This window comes from Oscillibacter sp., from assembly GCF_040505565.1.
In the GTDB taxonomy this organism is placed as follows: domain Bacteria; phylum Bacillota; class Clostridia; order Oscillospirales; family Oscillospiraceae; genus Oscillibacter.
The window spans coordinates 42,300-61,763 of sequence record NZ_JBEUWZ010000022.1 but is presented as its reverse complement, the minus strand read 5'-3'; the positions used below and the strand labels follow the sequence as shown (position 1 = coordinate 61,763).

23 protein-coding genes and 1 other annotated feature are annotated in these 19,464 nt (G+C 56.5%); of the genes, 8 read left to right on the top strand and 15 right to left on the bottom strand.

The annotated features are described in order from the left end of the window. Positions 1–34: 34 nt before the first annotated feature. Both ABWQ15_RS11475 and ABWQ15_RS11470 read right to left on the bottom strand, forming a co-directional pair. Positions 35–1,009: a dipeptidase gene (locus ABWQ15_RS11475; RefSeq protein WP_353908913.1), complete on the bottom strand. Its 975-nt coding sequence runs from the start codon at positions 1,007–1,009 to the stop codon at positions 35–37. A gap of 70 nt (positions 1,010–1,079) precedes the next feature. Further along, positions 1,080–2,339, bottom strand: coding sequence for a DUF819 family protein (locus ABWQ15_RS11470; RefSeq protein ID WP_353908912.1), 1,260 nt, complete (start codon positions 2,337–2,339; stop codon positions 1,080–1,082). 374 nt (positions 2,340–2,713) lie between these two features. Between ABWQ15_RS11470 and ylxM the strand changes: the two genes are divergently transcribed. The 8 genes from ylxM to ABWQ15_RS11430 all read left to right on the top strand — a co-directional run bounded on the left by ylxM (position 2,714) and on the right by ABWQ15_RS11430 (position 10,129). After that, the gene (gene ylxM, locus ABWQ15_RS11465; RefSeq protein WP_353908911.1) at positions 2,714–3,079 is read left to right on the top strand and encodes a YlxM family DNA-binding protein; all 366 of its coding nucleotides are present in this window, start codon (positions 2,714–2,716) and stop codon (positions 3,077–3,079) included. Between the two features lie 6 nt (positions 3,080–3,085). Continuing rightward, positions 3,086–4,438: a signal recognition particle protein gene (gene ffh, locus ABWQ15_RS11460; RefSeq protein WP_353908910.1), complete on the top strand. Its 1,353-nt coding sequence runs from the start codon at positions 3,086–3,088 to the stop codon at positions 4,436–4,438. 73 nt (positions 4,439–4,511) lie between these two features. Continuing rightward, a complete protein-coding gene (rpsP, locus tag ABWQ15_RS11455; protein ID WP_353908909.1) occupies positions 4,512–4,751 on the top strand; it encodes a 30S ribosomal protein S16 in 240 nt (79 codons plus the stop codon). Between the two features lie 15 nt (positions 4,752–4,766). Next, the gene (locus ABWQ15_RS11450) at positions 4,767–4,997 is read left to right on the top strand and encodes a KH domain-containing protein (protein ID WP_353908908.1); all 231 of its coding nucleotides are present in this window, start codon (positions 4,767–4,769) and stop codon (positions 4,995–4,997) included. A 149-nt stretch (positions 4,998–5,146) separates the two neighbouring features. Next, positions 5,147–5,653, top strand: a complete 507-nt coding sequence (rimM, locus tag ABWQ15_RS11445) for a ribosome maturation factor RimM (protein ID WP_353908907.1) — start codon at positions 5,147–5,149, stop codon at positions 5,651–5,653. Continuing rightward, a complete protein-coding gene (gene trmD / locus ABWQ15_RS11440) occupies positions 5,643–6,425 on the top strand; it encodes a tRNA (guanosine(37)-N1)-methyltransferase TrmD (protein ID WP_353908906.1) in 783 nt (260 codons plus the stop codon). Before rimM ends, trmD begins: the two co-directional genes overlap by 11 nt. Before the next feature lie 250 nt (positions 6,426–6,675). Beyond that, positions 6,676–8,757 (top strand): methyl-accepting chemotaxis protein, encoded by a 2,082-nt coding sequence (locus tag ABWQ15_RS11435; RefSeq protein WP_353908905.1) that lies wholly within the window; start codon positions 6,676–6,678, stop codon positions 8,755–8,757. Between the two features lie 187 nt (positions 8,758–8,944). Then, on the top strand, positions 8,945–10,129 hold the full coding sequence (locus tag ABWQ15_RS11430; protein ID WP_353908904.1) for a pyridoxal phosphate-dependent aminotransferase: 1,185 nt from the start codon (positions 8,945–8,947) through the stop codon (positions 10,127–10,129). 156 nt (positions 10,130–10,285) lie between these two features. On the opposite strand, the gene rplL is transcribed toward ABWQ15_RS11430, so the two are convergent. The 13 genes from rplL to ABWQ15_RS11365 form a co-directional block, all read right to left on the bottom strand. After that, a complete protein-coding gene (gene rplL, locus ABWQ15_RS11425) occupies positions 10,286–10,654 on the bottom strand; it encodes a 50S ribosomal protein L7/L12 (RefSeq protein WP_353908903.1) in 369 nt (122 codons plus the stop codon). Positions 10,655–10,703: 49 nt separating this feature from the next. Further along, positions 10,704–11,237, bottom strand: coding sequence for a 50S ribosomal protein L10 (gene rplJ / locus ABWQ15_RS11420; protein ID WP_353908902.1), 534 nt, complete (start codon positions 11,235–11,237; stop codon positions 10,704–10,706). A gap of 79 nt (positions 11,238–11,316) precedes the next feature. Next, positions 11,317–11,446: a sequence feature (ribosomal protein L10 leader region), on the bottom strand. Between the two features lie 57 nt (positions 11,447–11,503). Beyond that, entirely contained in the window at positions 11,504–12,196 is a 693-nt protein-coding gene (rplA, locus tag ABWQ15_RS11415) for a 50S ribosomal protein L1 (RefSeq protein WP_353908901.1), read from the bottom strand. 85 nt (positions 12,197–12,281) lie between these two features. Next, a complete protein-coding gene (rplK, locus tag ABWQ15_RS11410; protein ID WP_353908900.1) occupies positions 12,282–12,707 on the bottom strand; it encodes a 50S ribosomal protein L11 in 426 nt (141 codons plus the stop codon). Positions 12,708–12,809: 102 nt separating this feature from the next. Continuing rightward, entirely contained in the window at positions 12,810–13,337 is a 528-nt protein-coding gene (nusG, locus tag ABWQ15_RS11405) for a transcription termination/antitermination protein NusG (RefSeq protein WP_353908899.1), read from the bottom strand. Positions 13,338–13,347: 10 nt separating this feature from the next. Continuing rightward, positions 13,348–13,557: a preprotein translocase subunit SecE gene (gene secE / locus ABWQ15_RS11400; RefSeq protein ID WP_353908898.1), complete on the bottom strand. Its 210-nt coding sequence runs from the start codon at positions 13,555–13,557 to the stop codon at positions 13,348–13,350. Positions 13,558–13,590: 33 nt separating this feature from the next. Beyond that, positions 13,591–13,740 (bottom strand): 50S ribosomal protein L33, encoded by a 150-nt coding sequence (gene rpmG / locus ABWQ15_RS11395; protein ID WP_014118663.1) that lies wholly within the window; start codon positions 13,738–13,740, stop codon positions 13,591–13,593. Positions 13,741–13,951: 211 nt separating this feature from the next. Beyond that, positions 13,952–14,368 (bottom strand): Holliday junction resolvase RuvX, encoded by a 417-nt coding sequence (gene ruvX / locus ABWQ15_RS11390; protein ID WP_353908897.1) that lies wholly within the window; start codon positions 14,366–14,368, stop codon positions 13,952–13,954. Between the two features lie 79 nt (positions 14,369–14,447). Beyond that, complete coding sequence (locus ABWQ15_RS11385; protein ID WP_353908896.1) at positions 14,448–15,725, bottom strand: DUF2812 domain-containing protein; 1,278 nt, start codon at positions 15,723–15,725, stop codon at positions 14,448–14,450. Beyond that, positions 15,718–17,130, bottom strand: a complete 1,413-nt coding sequence (locus ABWQ15_RS11380) for a DUF2812 domain-containing protein (protein WP_353908895.1) — start codon at positions 17,128–17,130, stop codon at positions 15,718–15,720. Before ABWQ15_RS11380 ends, ABWQ15_RS11385 begins: the two co-directional genes overlap by 8 nt. Next, the gene (locus ABWQ15_RS11375) at positions 17,115–17,438 is read right to left on the bottom strand and encodes a PadR family transcriptional regulator (protein WP_353908894.1); all 324 of its coding nucleotides are present in this window, start codon (positions 17,436–17,438) and stop codon (positions 17,115–17,117) included. Before ABWQ15_RS11375 ends, ABWQ15_RS11380 begins: the two co-directional genes overlap by 16 nt. A 176-nt stretch (positions 17,439–17,614) precedes the next feature. Further along, positions 17,615–18,856, bottom strand: a complete 1,242-nt coding sequence (locus ABWQ15_RS11370; protein ID WP_353908893.1) for a threonine synthase — start codon at positions 18,854–18,856, stop codon at positions 17,615–17,617. Positions 18,857–18,883: 27 nt separating this feature from the next. Then, on the bottom strand, positions 18,884–19,441 hold the full coding sequence (locus tag ABWQ15_RS11365) for a hypothetical protein (RefSeq protein ID WP_353908892.1): 558 nt from the start codon (positions 19,439–19,441) through the stop codon (positions 18,884–18,886). Between the last annotated feature and the right edge of the window lie 23 nt (positions 19,442–19,464).

The window sequence follows — 19,464 nt, the reverse complement described above, 5'->3', positions numbered from 1 at the left end:
AACGGAGCGGCATCTGCCGCTCCGTTCGCTTTTCTTATGCCATGCAATTTTTAACCATTCTCTGGAAATTTCCCCGGGCCAGCTTCTCCATCTCTTCTCCGCTCATGCCCAGCTTCTCAAAGCAATCAAAAAGGTTTTGGATTTTGGAGCAGTCCTCCAGTCCCAAGGTGCTGGGGCTTCCGGTGGAGGTCATAGTGCCCATGGTCTCCTCGCTCTCAAGGAACTCAAAAAAGTCAAAGCCGCAACCGACGTGGTCGATACCCATGACGTCGATCATATGGGCGGCGTGCCGGGCCAGGGTCTCCACCGTCTGTTTGGCGGGGTCATTGTCGATGAAGAGGTTGAAGGCGTTCAGGCCCACCACGCCGCCAGCGTCCCGAATCGCCCTCAGCTGCTCATTCGTCAAATTGCGGGGCACGTCACAAAGGGCTTTGCAGTTGGAATGGGAAGCGATAAAGGGTCTGGTCGCCAGCTTTGCCACATCCCAGAAGCCCGCCTCGTTCAGGTGGGACACGTCCAGCAGCATACCCTTGTCCTGCACTTTGCGGGCAGCCCTCTTTCCGACCTCCGTCAGGCCGTAATCTTTTCCGGACAGGGCCCCGGCACCCAGCTCATTGGCTTCGTTCCAGGTCAGAATCGCATGGCGGGCTCCAAAATCATAATAGTCGTCAATTTTGGACACGTCACCGCCGATGGCAGCCATGCCCTCCACGCCGATAAATACATAAAAGATACCGTCGCGTCTGGCCTGCATCATTTCTTCATAGTTGTGGACAATGCGTAAATCTTTGGTCTCGGCAATCTCGGCCCGGGCGCAGTCCATTATTTGCCTGGTACGCGCCGCGTGGTCGGCATCATAGGGCGGATCGACCCAGATGACAAAGATGCTGCCTTCCACATTGCCCCTGCGCAGCCGCGCCAGATGGCGCCTGTGAAAAACATCCGTCTCCCCCTTCAGCCGCCGGGTCGTTACATCGGTCCAGATATCGGAATGTGCGTCAAAATACATGATTACCCCTCTTTTGCGATTCCGGCGTGCCTCAGAAGAGGCACGCCAGAGCGTTTCTTTGTCTGTTATTTTATGCGCCCAGCGCAATGCCCACAATGGTACCGGCATAGTTGCCGATGACATAGCCCAGCGTGCCGATCAGCATGGCGGGGCCAACCAACTTTGCCCATCCCTGGGAGATGGCCATACCTGCGGCGGTGGTGGGGCCGCCGATATTTGCGTTGGAGGCGATGATGGCATCCTCCAGATCAAAGTGGAACAGTTTGGCTGCGCCGAAGCAGAACAGCATGTTGACAATGACCATGATTGCCGTCAACACCAGCAGCAGCGGGGACTTGGTAACAACCGTGTAGATATTCGCGGGAACGCCGATAACAAACAGGAACAGGTAGATGAGATAGGTGCCGATTTCCTGTGAGCCGTGCAGCTTTGCGACCTGCTTATCCATGTATGTGGCAACGATTACGGAGAAGGTAGTAATCCAGACGTACTGGCTGCCGAGGAACTTGCCGACGAAGTCCAAAAACGGGTTGGGGTCTGCGGGTACAAGACCCTTGATGCCGCCGGCAACGAGTTTGGAAAGCCAGACAATTGCGATGCAGTAAGCAAAGTTGAATGCGATGTCCTTCAGGGAGATGTCCTTGCGGCTCCAGAACGCGGCGGCCTGCGTCTGGGCGGAATCGCGGTTGGACGTGCCGGCCTCCATCTCATCGATGTGAGGATGCCGGAAATTTTTACGGAAGAATCTCATACCTGCAAACGCGATCAACACAAAGAAGTAGGCGGCCATCAACAGGTTATCGGCTACCGTTGCGGCGGCGGTCAGATCATCGCCGGCGGCATACTGAGAGGCCATAGCGGCAAAGTTCACGCCGCCGCCGATGTAAGAGCCGGTCATCATTGCGGCGACCTTGGCAAGATCCTGCGCGTTGCCGAAGGGTGCGCGCAGCGCGTAGTAAGCAATGAAAGCGCCCACAAACGTACCCACCGCGCCGATCAGGAAGATCACCAGCATACGACCGGTCTCCTTCCAGATCTTCTTGATGTTGCACTGAAGCAGCAGCAGCGGAATGCCCATGGGGACCACAATGCCCCAGACAACATCGTCATAGAGCGGGCAGCTGATGGGAATGATTCCCACATTGGCAAGCACCATAGCAATGATCAGTGCGATGATTGCGCCTGAAATTTTGGATGCCCAGTTGTACTTCTGCTCCAGCCAGATGGAGAATGCAACACCGGCGCAGAGAATTACCATCAGCGACCAGGTGTCGTCCGCCGCGACAAGGCTCTCCCTGCCGAGCGTGCTCATGAACAATGAACTCAACATACATTTTCCTCCCATTTCCTCAAATACTTGAAGCCGTTTTTATTGACAGGCCAGCTTCCTTTCTTCATAGTATAGTCACATTTATCCGTGAAAGCAACCACTTACGTGCAATTTCGTCACTATACTGAATTTATCGGCAGTATTTTGATTTATTCATACATTTCCGTTAACCCGTCATGAAAAAGTCTCATGTCTTTCATGATGTCTTTGCACAATTTTCCAATTTCAGCCGCCTTTAACAGTTCCGCCTATTTTTTCTGGAATCCCCGAAATATTCTTCTCTTTTCCCTTGACTTTTCGCATAAATTCCTGTAAACTTAATACCGTTGTAAAGCTAATTAACTTTACAAGTATTTGGTGAGGGGGAGTTTGCTTTGAAAAATCAGACCTACCGCATGACCATGCTCTACGATTTTTATGGGGAGCTTCTCACTGACCGGCAGAAGGAATTCTTCGACTACTATTATAATGATGACCTCTCCCTGTCGGAAATCGCAGAGAACGCAGGGATCTCCCGTCAGGGCGTGCGGGACGTGATTGTCCGGGCAGAGGCCATCATGCAGGAGATAGAGGACAAGACCTGCCTCATCCGCCGGTTTGAACAGATGCGCGCCCATGTGGACGGCATCGTCTCGGCTACCAATGAAATTAAATCGCTGAATCACCACCAGTTTGAGAACACACGTCTCACGGAGCTGGCGGACAACATCGCGGCGGAGGCCGCCGCGCTCAGGGAGTAGTAACCGATGGCATTTGAAGGACTCACCGAAAAACTGAATGCCGCCTTTAAAAAGCTGCGGGGCAAGGGCCGCCTGTCGGAAAGCGACGTGAAAGAGGCCATGCGGGAGGTTCGTCTGGCTCTGCTGGAGGCGGACGTGGGCTACAAGGTGGTCAAAGACTTTGTTGCCAAAGTCACGGAGCGAGCTGTGGGCAGCGACGTGTTGGACAGTCTGACCCCCGCGCAGCAGGTCGTCAAGATCGTCAGCGAGGAGTTGACGAGCCTGATGGGCGGCACGGACTCCAAGCTCATTATGGCCAACAATGGGCCCACCGTCATCATGCTCGTGGGGCTTCAGGGCGCAGGCAAGACCACCAACGGCGCGAAGCTGGCGGGATACCTGCGCAAGCAGTATGGCAAACGGCCGCTGCTGGTGGCCTGCGACGTGTACCGTCCCGCCGCCGTGGAGCAGTTAAAGGTCGTGGGCGGGCAGCTGGGCCTTCCCGTATACGATGAAGGGCAGGGCGACCCTGTCAAGATCGCGGAAAACGCTCTGAAACACGCCAGAGATCACGGCAACGACTTGGTGCTTTTGGATACCGCCGGACGGCTCCATGTGGATGAGGCTCTGATGGACGAGCTGCGGAGGATGAAAGCCGCCGTCCGACCCAATGATATTCTGCTGGTGGTGGACGCCATGACCGGCCAGGACGCGGTGAATGCCGCCTCCGCCTTTGACGGGGCGCTGGGGATCGACGGCGTGATGCTCACCAAGCTGGACGGCGACGCCAGGGGCGGCGCGGCTCTCTCGATTCGGGCCGTCACCGGAAAACCCATCAAATTCGCAGGAACCGGCGAAAAGCTGGACATGATCGAGCCGTTCCACCCGGACCGCATGGCCTCCCGCATCTTGGGCATGGGCGATATGCTGACACTGATTGAAAAGGCCCAGTCCTCCTACGATGAAAAGCAGGCAGCAAAGCTAGAAGAGAAGCTGCGGAAAAACCGCTTCACGCTGGAGGATTACTACGATCAGCTTCAGCAGCTCCGGGGCATGGGCGATCTGAGCCAGATTGCCGGAATGCTTCCAGGGATAGGCGACAAGCTTCAAAACGCCGCCATTGATGAAAAGGCCCTTTCTCATACGGAGGCCATTATCCTGTCCATGACGCCCCGGGAGCGGGAGGACCCCAACCTTCTGAACGCCAGCCGCAAACGGCGCATCGCCGCCGGCAGCGGCTGCGCGGTGGTGGAGATCAACCGTCTTTTGAAGCAGTTTGAGATGATGCAGCAGCTGACAAAGCAGGTTTCCCGCGGCCATTTCACCGGCTTTGGCGGGATGGGTCACGGTCCGGGCAAGAAGAAGCGGAAAAAAAAGTAGCTTCTCTCTAATCATATATAAGTGCGGGCGCATTTATAGATAAAAGAACATTATTTTTTGGAGGTATACATTTATGGTTAAGATCAGGCTGCGTCGTTTGGGCGCAAAAAAGGCTCCCTTCTATCGTCTCGTGGTGGCAGACTCCCGCGCGCCCCGCGACGGTCGTTTCATTGAGGAGATCGGCACGTACAATCCCTGCGTCTCCCCCGCTGAAATCAAGATCGACACGGAGCGCGCCCAGGCTTGGATCAAGTCCGGCGCCCAGCCCACCGATACGGTGCGGGCTCTGCTTAAAAAAGTGGAAGTCCTCTAAGCCGGAGGGCACATCATGAAGGACTTGCTGCTCTATATCGCCAGAAACCTCGTGGATGATCCTGACGCCGTCACTGTCACGGAAATCCCCGGCGAGCAGGAACTGACGTTGGAGCTGCGCGTCGCCCCCGACGACATGGGTAAGGTCATTGGCCGTCAGGGTCGCATTGCAAAGGAGATTCGCACAGTCGTGCGCTCCTATGCCCAGCGTACCGGCGTCAAGGTTTCCGTAGATATCGTGGACTGACAAATGGTGAGGGAGGATGCGTGAGCATCCTCCCTCTTTTCTCTTCTTTTCCCGCCGACGAAACCCTCGCGCTCATCCCCCTTGCTCATTGGTCCGAAATAGGCTATACTAAATCACACAACAGCCAAAGCAAAAAGGAGTCTCTTTTTATGAAATTGGAATTTATCCAGGTCGGCCGTATTGTTAACGCCCACGGTATCCGCGGCGAGGTGCGGCTGTTGCCCAACGGTTTTGACCCGGCCTATCTGACCGGCTTTAAGACCTTTTTTCTCGGCAAGGACAAAACACCCGTCACCCCCACCGCCAACCACGTCCACAAGAGCTTTGTGCTGCTGAAATTTCCCGGTGTGGATGACATGAACGCCGCTCTTTCCTACAAGGAGCGGCCCGTCTTCATCTGCCGAGACGACACAGGCAGCGCGGTCCCCTTTGACGATGAGCTACTGGGTATGGATGTGAAAAATGCCGACACCGGTGAAATAGTTGGCAAGCTGACCCAGGTGGAGGACTATCCCGCCAGTAAGGTCTATACCGTCAAGGGTGAAAAGACCTATCTCATTCCCGCCGTGCCGGAGGTCTTTATCATCTCTGCGGATTTGGACGCCAATGTGATGCTGGTTCACATGCTGAAAGGAATGGAAACGGATGAGAATTGACATTCTGACACTGTTCCCCGAGTCAGTGGACGCCATGCTGAACGTCAGCATTCTGGGCCGCGCCCAAGAGCGGGGCCACATCGTCATCCAGTCCCATCAGATTCGGGAGTACACCACCAACAAGCAGATGCAGGTGGACGACTACCCCTATGGCGGTGGACGGGGTGCGGTGATGCAGGCGGACCCGCTGTACCGCTGCTGGGACCACGTGGTGCAGTCCTTCGGTCCTGGCAGGACCATCTATATGTCCCCCTGCGGGCGGGTATTTACCCAGGCGGTAGCGAAAGAGCTGCGGGCGCGGTACGACCACCTGATTCTGATCTGCGGCCACTATGAGGGCGTGGACCAGCGGTTTTTGGACGAGTGCGTGGACGAAGAACTCTCCATGGGAGACTTTGTCCTCACCGGCGGAGAAATTCCCGCCATGGCGGTGTGCGACGCGGTGTGCCGCCTGGTACCCGGCGTCCTTCCGGACGAGGAATGCTTCACGGAGGAATCCCACTGGAACGGTCTTTTGGAATATCCTCAGTATTCCCGCCCCGCGGAGTGGCACGGGCGGGAGGTGCCCCCCATTCTGGTCTCCGGCGACCACGCCAAGGTGGCGGCCTGGCGGAAAAAGGAGAGCTATAAACGCACCATGGCCCGGCGACCGGACCTGTTCGCGGAGTTTGACGAAGCGCAGCTCACCACAAAGGCCGAGCGGAAAATCCTCCAACAGGCGAGAGAGGAATTCGCCGCCGAGTCGGTAGCCTCTCCCGATTCAAAGTCCTGACTCGGGCAGATGTCCGCGTATTGCGTACTCCCAGATAGACAAAACTTATAAAAATGAAACAAAAATTTCATTTCATACTTGCAATATTTTGGCAATGTATGATACAATTTATGAGGTCACCTGTTTGCTGCCCAGATGTGGTCTGTAAACATGGCGGCCTCATGTCCTTTGCAGGGGGACAGAAGCGTTGGCTGCCCCTCTGTTTTTGAGCGTTTTCATAGTTAGAAAACTTTTCAAGGAGGATGCAATTGTGAAAGAGAGAAAAAAAACCACTCAAGGGGAAAAGCACAGGGAGGGAGGCCTCCGGACAAGCATCCAAAGCCGTATTGTCCTTCTGGCTGTTCTGGCCTGTGTCGGTTCGCTGCTCATCTCCAATATTATCAGCGGCACCATTACCATCTCCTCCGGCCGCGCGTCCACCTACAAGTCTTTGGAGGACAAGACTTCCAGCGTTGTGGCACAGGTTTCGGACTACATGGATAAGGCCTTTGCCGTCACGGAAAGTCTGGCATACGGCGGGGATATTCGCTCCCTTTACCCGGACACCCAGCGCAAAGCGCTGGTGGCTACCATTCAGAACAACCCCTATTTTATTCTGTTCTATCAGCAGGGAATCGACGGGATTCAGACCGCAAGGAGCTCCGGCGAGCTGGGAAACCGGTCGGACCGCTGGTGGTTCAAGCAGGTCATGTCCGCTCCGCATCCCTTTATCACCAAGTCCTACCTCGATATCAACACCAACACCCCCGTCACCTCCGTGATTTATCCCGTCTATCCCGTGGGTTCGTCCAGCCGCGTGGCGGGTGTGCTGGGCGCCGATCTGAGTCTGGAGAAGCTGCAGTCAATTGTGGATACCTACAATACCCCGGATTCCTATTCCGTGATTCTGGACGGAGAAGGCGTTGTGGTGGCCCACCCCGACTCCCAGCAGGTGGCCGAAATGTACAACTATGTGGACGGCACCAGGACGGAGGTATCCGACGGGAAGGAAACACAGGAGCCGGTTGACCTGTCCCCCGTTCTGAAATCTCTTACCGCCGCAGCGCTCTCCGGTAACAGCGGCGTACAGGAGCAGTCTGACGAAAACGCGATTTACGCTTACGCGCCCATTTCGCTGCCGGGCAACTCCAGCGGCTGGGCCGTCGTGACCATTCAGAACCGGGACGCCGCGTATGCCAGCACCATGCAGATGATCTTCTCCAACATCGTTCTGATGTTGATTTTGACCGCGATCATCGTCGCCGTTTCTATTCTGTTTAGCCGCCGGCTGGTGCGTCCTCTGAAACATCTGCATCGCGCCGCCGACCAGATTGCCCAGGGCGATTTGAACGTGGACGTCACGGTCACCAGCCGGGATGAAATCGGCGATCTGGCCGCCTCCCTCAAAACCACGGTAGAGCGGTTGAAATCTTACATCAACTATATCAATGAGATCACCGACGTCCTCGCTAAGCTCTCCAATGGGAATCTGGAGTTTGATTTGACTTATGACTACACAGGGGAATTCTCAAAAGTTAAGGACGCGCTCATTGCCATTCAGATGACCATGAACCAGACCCTGCTCCATATCAGACAGGCCTCCAGCGAAGTGGCCAGCGGCTCCGACCAGGTGGCCAGCGGTTCGCAGGCCCTCTCTCAGGGCGCAACGGAGCAGGCCAGTTCCATTGAGGAGCTGTCCGCCGCAATTGGAGAGCTGTCTGCCAAGATCCAGCAAAACGCACGGGAGGCCGACGCAGCCAATGTCATTTCCGAGGAAACCAAGGCCTGCATGGTTGAGAGCAACGCACACATGAAGGAAATGATGTCCGCCATGCAGGATATCGGAAACACTTCCGGAGAAATCGGAAAGATCATCAAAACTATCGACGACATTGCATTCCAGACCAACATTCTGGCCCTGAATGCAGCGGTGGAGGCCGCCCGGGCCGGTTCCGCCGGAAGGGGCTTCGCCGTGGTGGCGGACGAGGTTCGTAATCTTGCCGGCAAATCCGCCGAGGCGGCGAAGAGCACCACCGCTTTGATTGAAAACGCCGTGGCTGCCATCAAAGCCGGTACGCAGATCGCCAATACCACCGCAGGGTCCATGGGGGCGGTCGTACAGCACACCAACGAGGTCAGTCAGAAGATTCGCAATATTGCTCAGGCCTCCGATGAGCAGGCCGCCTCCGCTGAGCAGATCACCACCGGCATCGATCAGATTGCTGCGGTGGTGCAGAACAACTCCGCCACCGCAGAGGAAAGCGCTGCTGCCAGCGAGGAGCTATCCGCCCAAGCTCAGGCCTTGAAGACATTGGTCAACGGCTTCGTCCTTCGGGATAACGCTGAGAACTGATCCCCGATTTCCTTCCCCAGTAGGTATAAACCGGCGTTGACGGCTCGCCAACGCCGGTTTTTTGTCAGATTAAAAAGAAAACGGTTTCCTTCTCATGAAAAAAGTGCTATGATGACCTTATTATATTTTTCCGCAAAATCACAGACTCAGGCCGCCGCGCAATGCGGCGGCGGGAAGGAATTCACTTATGATTTCTCAGCAAATGCTGGCCCTGGGCCAATCCCGCTCCTGCATCCGGGAGCTGTTTGAATACGGCATGAAGCAGGCATCTATCGTAGGGAAAGAAAACGTCTTCGACTTTTCCATCGGCAATCCCTCCATTCCCTCCCCCCCGCTGGTGAATGAGTCGTTTTTGGAAATCGTGCGCTCGGAGAACAGTTTGGACGTACACGGCTACACCTCCGCCGCCGGTTATCCCGGTGTGCGAAAAGCCGTGGCAGACGACCTGAATGCCCGATATGACGCTCACATTCGCCCGGAGAACCTGTTCTTCACCTGTGGCGCGGCCCCGGCGCTGATCGCCGTGGTACGGGCGCTGGCCGTGGAAGACGCGGAGATCGTGGGCGTGGCTCCTTTCTTTGCCGAGTATCGTCCCTTTCTGGAGAGCAACGGGGTCAAGTATATAGTGACGCCGCCGGATATGGAGCACTTCCAGATCCGCCTTGACGAAATGTCCTCCCTCATCAATGAACACACGCAGGCAGTCCTTATTAACTCCCCCAACAACCCCTCCGGCGTGGTCTACACAAAAGAGACGCTTGAAAAATTGGCAAAGCTCCTGACGGAGAAGAGCCGTGAGGTAGGCCACACCATCTATCTGATTTCCGATGAGCCTTATCGAGAGTTGGTATATGACGGCGCAGTGGTTAGCTGGGTTCCCAATATCTACCCCAGCACCGTGGTTTGCTACTCCTATTCCAAGTCCCTTTCGCTGCCCGGTGAGCGCATTGGCTATGTCTGCATACCCGACAGCGCCACAGAAAGTGAAGAGCTGTATGCCGCTGTGGCAGGCGCCGCCCGTGTTCTTGGCCATGTCTGCCCTCCCTCTCTCCAGCAGCGGGTCGTGGCTCGCTGTGCGGCGGGACGGCCTGATCTTGCGGCCTATGACAAGAACCGAAAGGCACTTTACGAGGCTCTGACCGGCTTCGGATACACCTGTCCCCGAGCCAACGGAGCATTCTACATGTTCGTCAAGGCTCCCGGCGGCAGTTCCAAGGCGTTTTCTGACCGCGCAAAGGAAAAAAACGTGCTGGTTGTTCCGGGAGATGATTTCGGCTGCCCGGAGTATTTTCGCCTTTGCACCTGCGTGTCTTACGACACCATCCAGCGGAGTCTTCCCCTGTTCAAGGAGCTAATTGAATCCTACCGCTGAGCAGTGCCTATCACCTCGTCTGCTCCGGATATAATTTTTCTTCCGGCAAATGGAGTTCCTAACGTGATCTCTTAAAGGCAAAAAAGGCCCGGGGTAATTGATACCCCGGGCCCTTTTTATCGAATTTATGCGGATAGGCAGCAGCTAGGACGGAGCTTACTTCAGCTCGACCTTAGCGCCGACTTCTTCCAGCTTCGCCTTCATGGCCTCGGCGTCGTCCTTGGACACGCCCTCCTTCAGAGTGGAAGGGGTACCCTCGACAGTAGCCTTGGCTTCAGCCAGACCCTGCTCGGTGATCTCGCGGACAGCCTTGATGACCTTGATCTTGGCGGCGGCGTCAAAGCCGGTCAGGACCACGTCAAAAGAGGTCTTTTCTTCGGCAGCGGGAGCGGCCGCAGCGGCGGGAGCAGCCATAGCGGCAGCGGAAACACCAAACTCTTCCTCCAGAGCATGTACCAGCTCGCTCAGCTCCAGAACGGTCAGGCCCTTGATCTCTTCGATCATAGCGGTAACTTTCTCAGACATAGTAGTAGCCTCCTAAATAAAAGTTATTAGTTTTGAAACGGATTGCCGCTTATTCGGCGGCGGGAGCAGCCTCTGCGGCAGGAGCGGCTTCGCCGCCCTTTTCCGCGATCTGCTTCAGGACCACGGCCAGACCCGTGATGGGAGCCAGCATGGTACCCAGAACCTGCGCCTGCAGGATGGGCAGCGCGGGGATGGACGCCAGGGACTTGATGGTAGCGAGATCCACTACCTTGCCGTCCATGAAGCCGCCTTTGATTTCGAACTTGTTCTCCATCTTCTTGGCGCAGGTGTTCATGATGCGGGCGGGAGCCACAACATCATCGGACAGGGCCAGAGAAGTAGTGCCGTTCAGCAGACCGTCCAGCTCGCTCAGTCCGACGTTGTTGAACGCGAAACGGAGCATGGTGTTCTTAACCACCGCGTAATCCACGCCGTTTTCGCGGCACTCCTTACGCAGGGCGGTATCCTCCTCGACGGTGATACCCTTGTAGTCCACGATGACGCCGGCGGTGGCCTTCCGAACTTTTTCGGTCAGCTCCGCAACGATCGCCTGCTTTGCACTCAAGACTTTTGCGTTAGGCATTCTTGTTTCACCTCCAGAGTTTTTTGTGGGATGTCCCCGTCCGCCGGTTCTCACCGGCGGACGGATGGTCCCGAGGTGCGTTCAAAAAAGGAAACCGTCCCTGTGCCACAAAGACACAGAGACGGAATAGCTTCGTAAAAAGCCCCCCTCGGCAGGATTTCCGGGGTCATCCCCCCACCTGCTGTCTTTGGAACGCATGTTTTATTATATCAAACCGTCGCAATTTGTCAAGAGGCAAATTTACGGTCAGATATTGATTTTCGGTCTTAGACCAACTTGGCAGAGTTCATCTTCACGCCGGGACCCATGGTGGAAGCCACCACGCAGCTGCGGATATACTGGCCCTTGGCAGAGGCGGGCTTCGCCTTAACGATGGCGCCCATGATGGCGTTATAGTTCTCCATCAGCTTCTCGGGGCCGAAAGATGCCTTGCCGATGGGGCAGTGAATGATGTTGGTCTTATCGAGGCGGTACTCAATCTTACCGGCCTTGACTTCCTTGACAGCCTTGGCAACGTCGGGCGTGACAGTGCCGGCCTTGGGGGAAGGCATCAGGCCCTTGGGGCCCAGCACCTTACCGAGACGGCCAACAACGCCCATCATATCGGGGCTCGCAACAACCACGTCGAAAGCGAACCAGTTTTCCTTCTGGATCTTTTCCACCATGTCCATATCGCCCACATAATCCGCACCGGCCTCTTTGGCGGCGTCGGCCTTGTCGCCCTTAGCAAAGACCAGCACGCGGACGGTCTTGCCGGTGCCGTGGGGCAGGACGATGGCACCGCGGACCTGCTGGTCGGCGTGCCGGGAATCCACGCCCAGCTTCACATGCAGCTCGACAGTCTCGTCGAACTTGGCGGTAGCACACTTGCAGACCAGATTCATGCCCTCCGTCGCTTCATAAAAAGTGCTCTTATCGATCAGCTTTGCGCTGTCGGTATACTTCTTGCCTCTAAACAATGTTATTTCCTCCTCATAGTGGTTCTTCGGAATCTATCCTCCCACTGTATGCGGCATTCGCGCCGCGCAAACGGTGACGGGTGGATCAGTCGCCCACCACGACGCCCATGGAACGGGCGGTGCCGGCGATCATGCTCATAGCGCTTTCCAGATTGGCGGCGTTCAGGTCGCGCATCTTGATCTCAGCGATCTTCTGAATGGACGCCTTAGAGATGGTTGCCACCTTGGTCTTGTTCGGCACGCCGGAGGCCGTTTCAATGTTGCATTCCTTCTTAATCAGGACTGCCGCCGGGGGCGTCTTGGTGATGAAGGAGAAGGAGCGGTCTGCGTACACCGTGATAACAACGGGGATAATCATACCCATGTCGTTCTTGGTGCGCTCATTGAACTCCTTGGTAAATGCGGCAATGTTGACACCGTGCTGGCCCAGAGCGGGGCCGACAGGGGGGGCGGGAGTTGCTTTACCCGCGGGGATCTGCAGTTTTACATAACCGGTAATTTTCTGTGCCACTTTAGTAGCACCTCCTGTTTAAAATGTGGTGGCGGCCATACGGCCTCCTTTGGCGGGACGATTTCAGTCCCTCCCACTTGTACCGGACGCTTGTCCGGTCTCTCAGTCCATGAGCTCCAGCTGGTCCAACTCCAGTTCCACGGGGGTTTCCCGCCCGAACATGGAGACCATAACGGAGACGCGGTTTTTCTCGGGTTCAATCTCTTCCACGATACCGGTAAAGCTGGACAGGGGGCCGTCCACGATCTTTACATGGTTGCCCACAGCATACTTTACTTCGATCTCATGCTTCTCCATACCCATGGTCAGGACCTCTTCCTCCGTCAGAGGAATGGGCTTGTTGCTGGCTTCGCCTACAAACCCGGTCACGCCGCGTATGTTCCGCACCAGATGCCACGTATCGTCCGTCATGACCATTTTGATCAGCACATAACCGGGAAACACCTTCCGCTCCACGTCCTTGGAAGCGCCGGAGTCGGTGATCTCCGTGACCGTCTCCAGAGGGATCTCGATTCTGAGAATCATGTCCTCCATGTTGCGGCCGGTCACAAACTTTTCAATGCTGGTCTTGACTGCGTTTTCATAGCCGGAATAGGTATGGATCACATACCATTTCGCGCTCTCTGTCATCACTCGCCCCTTAGCTCAGGAAATTGATGAGCAGCTGGACGCCGTTGACCAGAACATAATCGAAGACCCAGATACACACGCCGATGAGCAGGGAGCACAGCAGCACGGTACCCGTATCCTTGACCACGGTCTTGCGGTCGCTCCAGACAATCTTCTTCAATTCGCTTTTCATTTCCCGGAACCAACGGGTCCGGTCTTTCTTCTTTGCTTCTTCTGCCATTCCTACACGCCCTTTCTTATCGTTCGTTCCAAATCACTTGGTTTCGCTGTGGAGCGTATGCTTCTTGCAGAAGGGGCAATACTTGTTCAGCTCAATCTTGTCCGGGGTATTCTTCTTGTTCTTCATGGTATTGTAGTTTCTCTGCTTGCACTCGTTGCATCTCAGGGTCACTTTTACACGCATCTAACGGCACCTCCTTATTATTGGCCTCCTGTCCGGCTTGAGCCGGGGAAGCCGACTGCCTCCCTGCCCTACAAAGCGGCTCTGTCCCGCGCGAAAAGCGAAAACGCGCGTGACAATTAAGCCCTTTTTCACAGGTAAGTAAGATTTTAACAGAAACAAGAGTAAGCGTCAAGAGATTTTTTGATTTTTTACAAAGAATATTGAAGCTTTCTCACGAATTTTTCTTAAATGTGAGATATCCCTCTAAAATCAGCGCCGCCGCCACGGCATCCACGGTCTTTTTCCTCTTTTTGGCGTTTTGTCCGTTGTTTAACAAAATTCGGTGGGCGTCGATGGTGGTCCGCCGTTCGTCCCAGAGGACGACGGGAAGGCCCACGTTCTCTCGCAGAATCGCCGCCATGGACTCCGCCTTCTCCGCCCGGGACCCCAGCGATCCATCCATATTTTTGGGATAGCCAAGGACCAGTTCTTCCACGGCGTATTCCTCCGCCATCTTTTTCACGCCCTCCGCCACCTTCTCCGGGAGGTAGGCGTTGATGACGGTGGTGGTCCCGGCCATAAAGCCGGTGGGGTCGGAGATGGCAATGCCGGTATGGGCGTCGCCGTAATCAATGGCCATGATGCGCATAGTTTTTTATCCTCCAACTCGAAATCCATAATATAAAATACTACCACAGTTTGCTCTCATACGCAACGCGCAGGAGCCGTCAGCCGTTCAGCCGCTGGGCCAGCAGGGGGAGAATCTTCTCTGTACACCGGTCCCGGAACGTCTCCGTCACCGTTGCGTCTCCGGTCCGTCCGGTGCTGCGGTCCGAATAATAGCTGACCGTTACGATATACCGCCCATCCCGGACGTACAGGGCATACTGCCAGCTGTTTTCCGCGCCGGGGGCAACCTCCCACGCCTCGTCCACCAAATCGGTCTCCACCTGCGTAGCAGCGGCTGTCCAATAGGCATCCGAAATTCCCCGGTACCAAGGCTCCCCCAACAGGGCGTCAAAAGCAAGGTCCGCCGTCTTCGCAAAGGGCAAGCGGTAGCAGGTAGTGTACCACTCCAGCCGCATCCCGGTCTCCGGGTCATCCGCATACTCATACAATCTGTCCTCTACCGCGCCAGCCCATGTCCACTCATGGTAACTCTCTCCACAGACCGCGTTTGGCCCATCCAAGCCGTCGTGAACCTCCGCCAGACGCACCGCCGGAAAGTCCGGCGCGCCCTCCGGAAGCGGGCGGGCTGCATAATCCAGCGAAGCGAAAATCAACTGCGCCAGCAGGACCGCCATCATCGCAGCACATAGCAACGGTTTCAGATAAGCGGTCAGCAAGTAGCGGCGGTGTGCGGCATGGTAATCCGCGTGGTGGTCCAGCGGCTCTCCACCCGCCAGCCGCTTTCGCAGTCGCTGGATGTTCCGCCAGCGGCGTAGGCTGTTCTGCAGTTCCAATACATAAAAAAGGAACCAGTAAGCATCCGTGACGTTCCCGTTCACCAGATAGTCGAACCGTCGGTCGGAGTATAGCCTACTCACCACTGAAAGGCCAGCTATGATAAAAGTGGCGGCCAGCACAAGCCAGAAATCCCTCCGACTTCCTCGGTGGAGCTTTCGGAGGGACTGTGCCTGCTCCATAGGGTCAGTGTGCAGCTCCGGTACGGTGGCGTTCTCGTCGGTCTGAAAAATGTAGTAGTACACCGGATTCCAGTAGGTCTCCTGATCCAGCACCGCGAAATGCCAGCCGCAGGAGTCGTACAGCGACAACTCGTCCTCCGTCAGTTTCCGGGACAGCACGTCCATGCGGTAGCGGGTTTTGTGGGGCATTCCCTTCCTGAAATAAGCAGACCAAAAGCCGAAGTGATCGATGAACAGGCCCTGTTCCGCCATGTCGGAAAACCAGCTCTCGTTGCGGTCCAGATCGCAGATGTCATCCAGCATCCATTTGCGGACACAGAGGTTTTCGTCCTCTGCCCGATGCTCTACTCGGTCAAACATCTTGTGTCCTCCCTCCACCGCTCCTGATCGTCCAGCATGGAGCGCAGCCGCTCCGCCTCGGCCCGGAGGGCAGCGCAACCATATTTTGGGGATAGTCAATGACCTGCTCTTCCACGGCGTATTCCTCCGCCAGCTTTTTCACATCCTCCTTCAATCGCACCGCCAGCAGGGGGAGAATCTTCTCTGTACATCGGTCCCGGAATGCTTCCGCCACCTCTGGGTCATCGAAGTCGCCGTAGGTGCGGTCCAGGTAAAACGTTATTACAATGTACCGCCCATCCCGGACCAAAAGGGTGAAATGATTCCTGTTCTTTTCGCCGGGAGCCGCCGCCCATGCCTCATCCACCATATCGGTGTCCACCGGGGCGGTCCCCCCTACCCAATGGACCTCCGAAAGGCCGTAGTGCCACTCCTCTTCTGTCAGCGCGTCAAACGCCAGGTCCGCCATCCACGCAAAGGGAAGCCGGTAGCACACGGTATTTAATTCCAGAATCGAATTGGTCTGGGCATCGTTGGCTTTCTCCTGGATTTCGTCGACCACCGCGCCCATGGGCGTCCATTCGTGGTAAAGCTCCCCCGAAACCCCGCCTTCTCCCAATGTACCGTCATAGAACTCTTCCAGCCGCACCGCAGGAAAGTCCGTCGCTCCCTCCGGCAGAGGGTGAGCGTCATCCCGGTATTCATGAGCCGTTTGCATAATTAAAAAGGCAGCCATAAGAAGCAACAGCGGCAGCTGCCAATAAGTCGTTAATGCGTAGCGGCGGTGAGCGGCGCGGTAGTCCGCGTGGTGATCCAGCGGCTCCCCGCCCGCCAGGCGCTTTCGCAGACGCCGAATGTTCCGCCAGCGGCGCAGGTAGTTCAGAACCTGCACCCCATAAAAAAGCAACAACCAAACTTGCGAAGGATTTCCGTTCACCAGATAGTCGAACCGTCGATGGGAGTATAGGCATATCCACCCCTCAAAGCCGAGTACGGCGGCCAGAAAAAGCCAAAAGCCCCAGAAGCCCTCCCTGTGAAGCTTTCGGAGGGATGCCCCCTGTTCCATTGGGTCGGTGTGCATCTCCGGTACAGTGGCGTTCTCATCGGTTTGAAAAACATAGAAGTACATCTGGCTCCAGTAGGTCTCTTCCTTCAGCGCCGCGAAATGCCAGCCGCAGGAGTCATACAGCGCCAACTCGTCCTCCGTCAGCTCCCGGGACAGCACATCCATGCGGTAGCGAGTCCTGCGGGGTGTTTCCCGCTTGAAATAGGCAGACCATCTGCCAAAGTGGTCGATGAACAGGCCCTGTTCCGCCATGTCGGAAAACCAGCTCTCGTTGCGGTCCAGATCGCAGATGTCATCCAGCATCCATTTGCGGACACAGAGGTCTTCGTCCTCTGCCCCACGCCCTACTCGGTCAAACATCTTGTGTCCTCCCTCCACCGCTCCTGATCGTCTAGCATGGCCCGGAGCCGGTCCGTCTCCGCCCGCAGGGCCGCCCGGCCCGACTCCGTGATGGCGTAGGTCTTCCGCCGCCCGTCGTCGCTGACGATCTCGATGTATCGATCGGTCTCCATCCGGGTCAGCACGCCGTACAGCGTCCCCGGCCCCATCAGTACCCGGCCCCGGGACGCCTGCGTCACCGCCGACATAAGCTGATAGCCGTGGCTGGGCACCATCAGCGTCAGCAGAATATAATACATGGCCTCAGTCATCGGTCCGACTGCTCCCATCGGCTCTCCTCCTTCTTATATCGCGTCACGATATATCGCATAGCATAATATTAATCCATTGCAAGCCTTCTGTCAATATAGGGTTCTCACGTTTAAGGCGTCAAAAGCGAGTGCGCACCGGGAGCTCTCCCCCGGTGCGCACTCGTATGTCTAATTCAGGCGGAGGCCCGTCCCGGTCATTCCACCACAATTCCCTTTTCCGCAAACGCCCTCAGCAGCCGCTCCATATCAGAGGGGATGGTGATCGGCTCGCCGCAGGCCTTGATGGCGTTGGCCACATCCTTGAGTCCGTTGCCGGTGACCACGCTCACCACGGTGTCGTTCTTCCCCAGCACGCCTTGTTCGCACAGCTTCTTTACGCCCGCAGTACCGGTGACGCCCGCGGGTTCACCGAACACGCCGCAGGTGCGGCCCAGCAGCTTCTGCGCCGACATGATCTCCTGATCGGAGACGTTGACCACGATGCCGTTGGACTTCCTGATCGCCATCAGCGCCTTGTCCGCGTTCCGGGGCACGCCCACGGCGATGGAGTCCGCAAGGGTGTTCTCCTCCATGGTGCGCCACGGCTGATTCTCCGCAATGGCGCGGTTTAGGGGGCAGCAGCCCTCCGCCTGCGCGGAGATCAGCCGGGGAAGCCGGTCGATAAAGCCGATGGCATACAGGTCCTTCAAGCCCTTCCAAACGCCCGCGATGGTGCAGCCGTCACCCACAGAGATCGCCAGATAGTCCGGTACCTGCCAGTTCATCTGCTCCATGATCTCCAGAGAGACCGTCTTCTTTCCCTCGGACAAATAGGGGTTGATGGCGGCGTTTCGATTGTACCAGCCCCACTTGTCGATGGCCTGTTTGGAGAGTTCAAACGTATCCTCGTAGCTTCCCTCCACGGAGATGACGGTGGCCCCAAAGGTCATCAACTGGGCCACTTTCCCCTTGGGCGCGCGGGACGGGACAAAGATATAGGTCTTCAGGCCCGCCGCCGCCGCGTTGCCCGCCAGGGATGAGGCAGCGTTCCCGGTGGAGGAGCAGGCGATGACCTTCGCCCCCGCCTCCCGTGCCTTGGCTACCGCCATGGCGGAAGCCCGGTCTTTCAGGGACGCGGTGGGATTCTGACCGTCGTCCTTGACCCAGAGCTGCTTCAGTCCCAGCAGCTCCGCAAGACGCGGCTCCTCATAGAGCGGGCTGTTTCCCACCCGCAGGGGCGTATTTTCCGTGGTCTCCTCGATGGGCAGCAGCTCCCGGTAGCGCCACATGGTCATATCCCGCCGGGCAGCCAGTTTTTCGCGGGTCAGCTGAGTCTTGATATAGTCATAATCGTAGACAATGTCCAGAATACCGCCGCATTCGCAGGTGGTCAGATCCGGAACGGCCTCATAGGTCCTGCCGCACCTGACGCACTTGCCGTATTTCACATTTTTCATAATTTCACTCCTTAAACGGTCTCAAAATTACTCCGCGCTGATTCCCAATGTGATACTTGTCACACTACCGTCTGTCATTACAAAAACCAAGCCTCCGAATAGAGTTCCTGCAACAATGGTTTCCTCAGTGGTCGCATTTGGGTCAATCATTCCCGCATACGCTTTTTGAACTTCCGATTCGCTGCTGCCGATTCCGATTCCTGCCTCCGTGGTCTGCGTGAAGGGCGCTGTCACCGTCACACGCTCCAATGTTCCGTCGGCCAATTGAACATCCACGCCCTTGTAGAGCCAGCTCTCGTGCAAGCGCCCATCCGCCGCCCAAATCTCCGGTTCCGTGCATTCCTCCGGCTCGCCCAGCAGAGATTTTACCTCGTCGTCCGTCTGCCCATATTGCAGGGGCCCCAAGGTCTCCGTCTCCAGCAGACGGCAGCCTGCCTCCGCCAGTTCTTCCTCAGTCACTGTATTTTCATTTCCGGATGAGACACTTTCTTCCGGCTCCGGATTGTGCTTGCCGCCGCAGGCACTCAGCAGGAAGAGCAGAATAACAGCCGCAACGACCAAGACGCAGCTTTTCAGGTATCTCATAATTGTTCTTCTCCCACAAACTC

What these genes read in the sequence shown, in the direction of transcription:
- ABWQ15_RS11475 (WP_353908913.1), bottom strand. Translation starts at nt 1,009, where the DNA reads ATGTATTTTGACGCACATTCCGATATCTGGACCGATGTAACGACCCGG.
- ABWQ15_RS11470 (WP_353908912.1), bottom strand. Translation starts at nt 2,339, where the DNA reads ATGTTGAGTTCATTGTTCATGAGCACGCTCGGCAGGGAGAGCCTTGTC.
- ffh (WP_353908910.1), top strand. Translation starts at nt 3,086, where the DNA reads ATGGCATTTGAAGGACTCACCGAAAAACTGAATGCCGCCTTTAAAAAG.
- rpsP (WP_353908909.1), top strand. Translation starts at nt 4,512, where the DNA reads ATGGTTAAGATCAGGCTGCGTCGTTTGGGCGCAAAAAAGGCTCCCTTC.
- ABWQ15_RS11450 (WP_353908908.1), top strand. Translation starts at nt 4,767, where the DNA reads ATGAAGGACTTGCTGCTCTATATCGCCAGAAACCTCGTGGATGATCCT.
- rimM (WP_353908907.1), top strand. Translation starts at nt 5,147, where the DNA reads ATGAAATTGGAATTTATCCAGGTCGGCCGTATTGTTAACGCCCACGGT.
- trmD (WP_353908906.1), top strand. Translation starts at nt 5,643, where the DNA reads ATGAGAATTGACATTCTGACACTGTTCCCCGAGTCAGTGGACGCCATG.
- ABWQ15_RS11430 (WP_353908904.1), top strand. Translation starts at nt 8,945, where the DNA reads ATGATTTCTCAGCAAATGCTGGCCCTGGGCCAATCCCGCTCCTGCATC.
- rplL (WP_353908903.1), bottom strand. Translation starts at nt 10,654, where the DNA reads ATGTCTGAGAAAGTTACCGCTATGATCGAAGAGATCAAGGGCCTGACC.
- rplJ (WP_353908902.1), bottom strand. Translation starts at nt 11,237, where the DNA reads ATGCCTAACGCAAAAGTCTTGAGTGCAAAGCAGGCGATCGTTGCGGAG.
- nusG (WP_353908899.1), bottom strand. Translation starts at nt 13,337, where the DNA reads ATGACAGAGAGCGCGAAATGGTATGTGATCCATACCTATTCCGGCTAT.
- secE (WP_353908898.1), bottom strand. Translation starts at nt 13,557, where the DNA reads ATGGCAGAAGAAGCAAAGAAGAAAGACCGGACCCGTTGGTTCCGGGAA.
- rpmG (WP_014118663.1), bottom strand. Translation starts at nt 13,740, where the DNA reads ATGCGTGTAAAAGTGACCCTGAGATGCAACGAGTGCAAGCAGAGAAAC.
- ruvX (WP_353908897.1), bottom strand. Translation starts at nt 14,368, where the DNA reads ATGCGCATCATGGCCATTGATTACGGCGACGCCCATACCGGCATTGCC.
- ABWQ15_RS11385 (WP_353908896.1), bottom strand. Translation starts at nt 15,725, where the DNA reads ATGTTTGACCGAGTAGAGCATCGGGCAGAGGACGAAAACCTCTGTGTC.
- ABWQ15_RS11380 (WP_353908895.1), bottom strand. Translation starts at nt 17,130, where the DNA reads ATGTTTGACCGAGTAGGGCGTGGGGCAGAGGACGAAGACCTCTGTGTC.
- ABWQ15_RS11375 (WP_353908894.1), bottom strand. Translation starts at nt 17,438, where the DNA reads ATGGGAGCAGTCGGACCGATGACTGAGGCCATGTATTATATTCTGCTG.
- ABWQ15_RS11370 (WP_353908893.1), bottom strand. Translation starts at nt 18,856, where the DNA reads ATGAAAAATGTGAAATACGGCAAGTGCGTCAGGTGCGGCAGGACCTAT.
- ABWQ15_RS11365 (WP_353908892.1), bottom strand. Translation starts at nt 19,441, where the DNA reads ATGAGATACCTGAAAAGCTGCGTCTTGGTCGTTGCGGCTGTTATTCTG.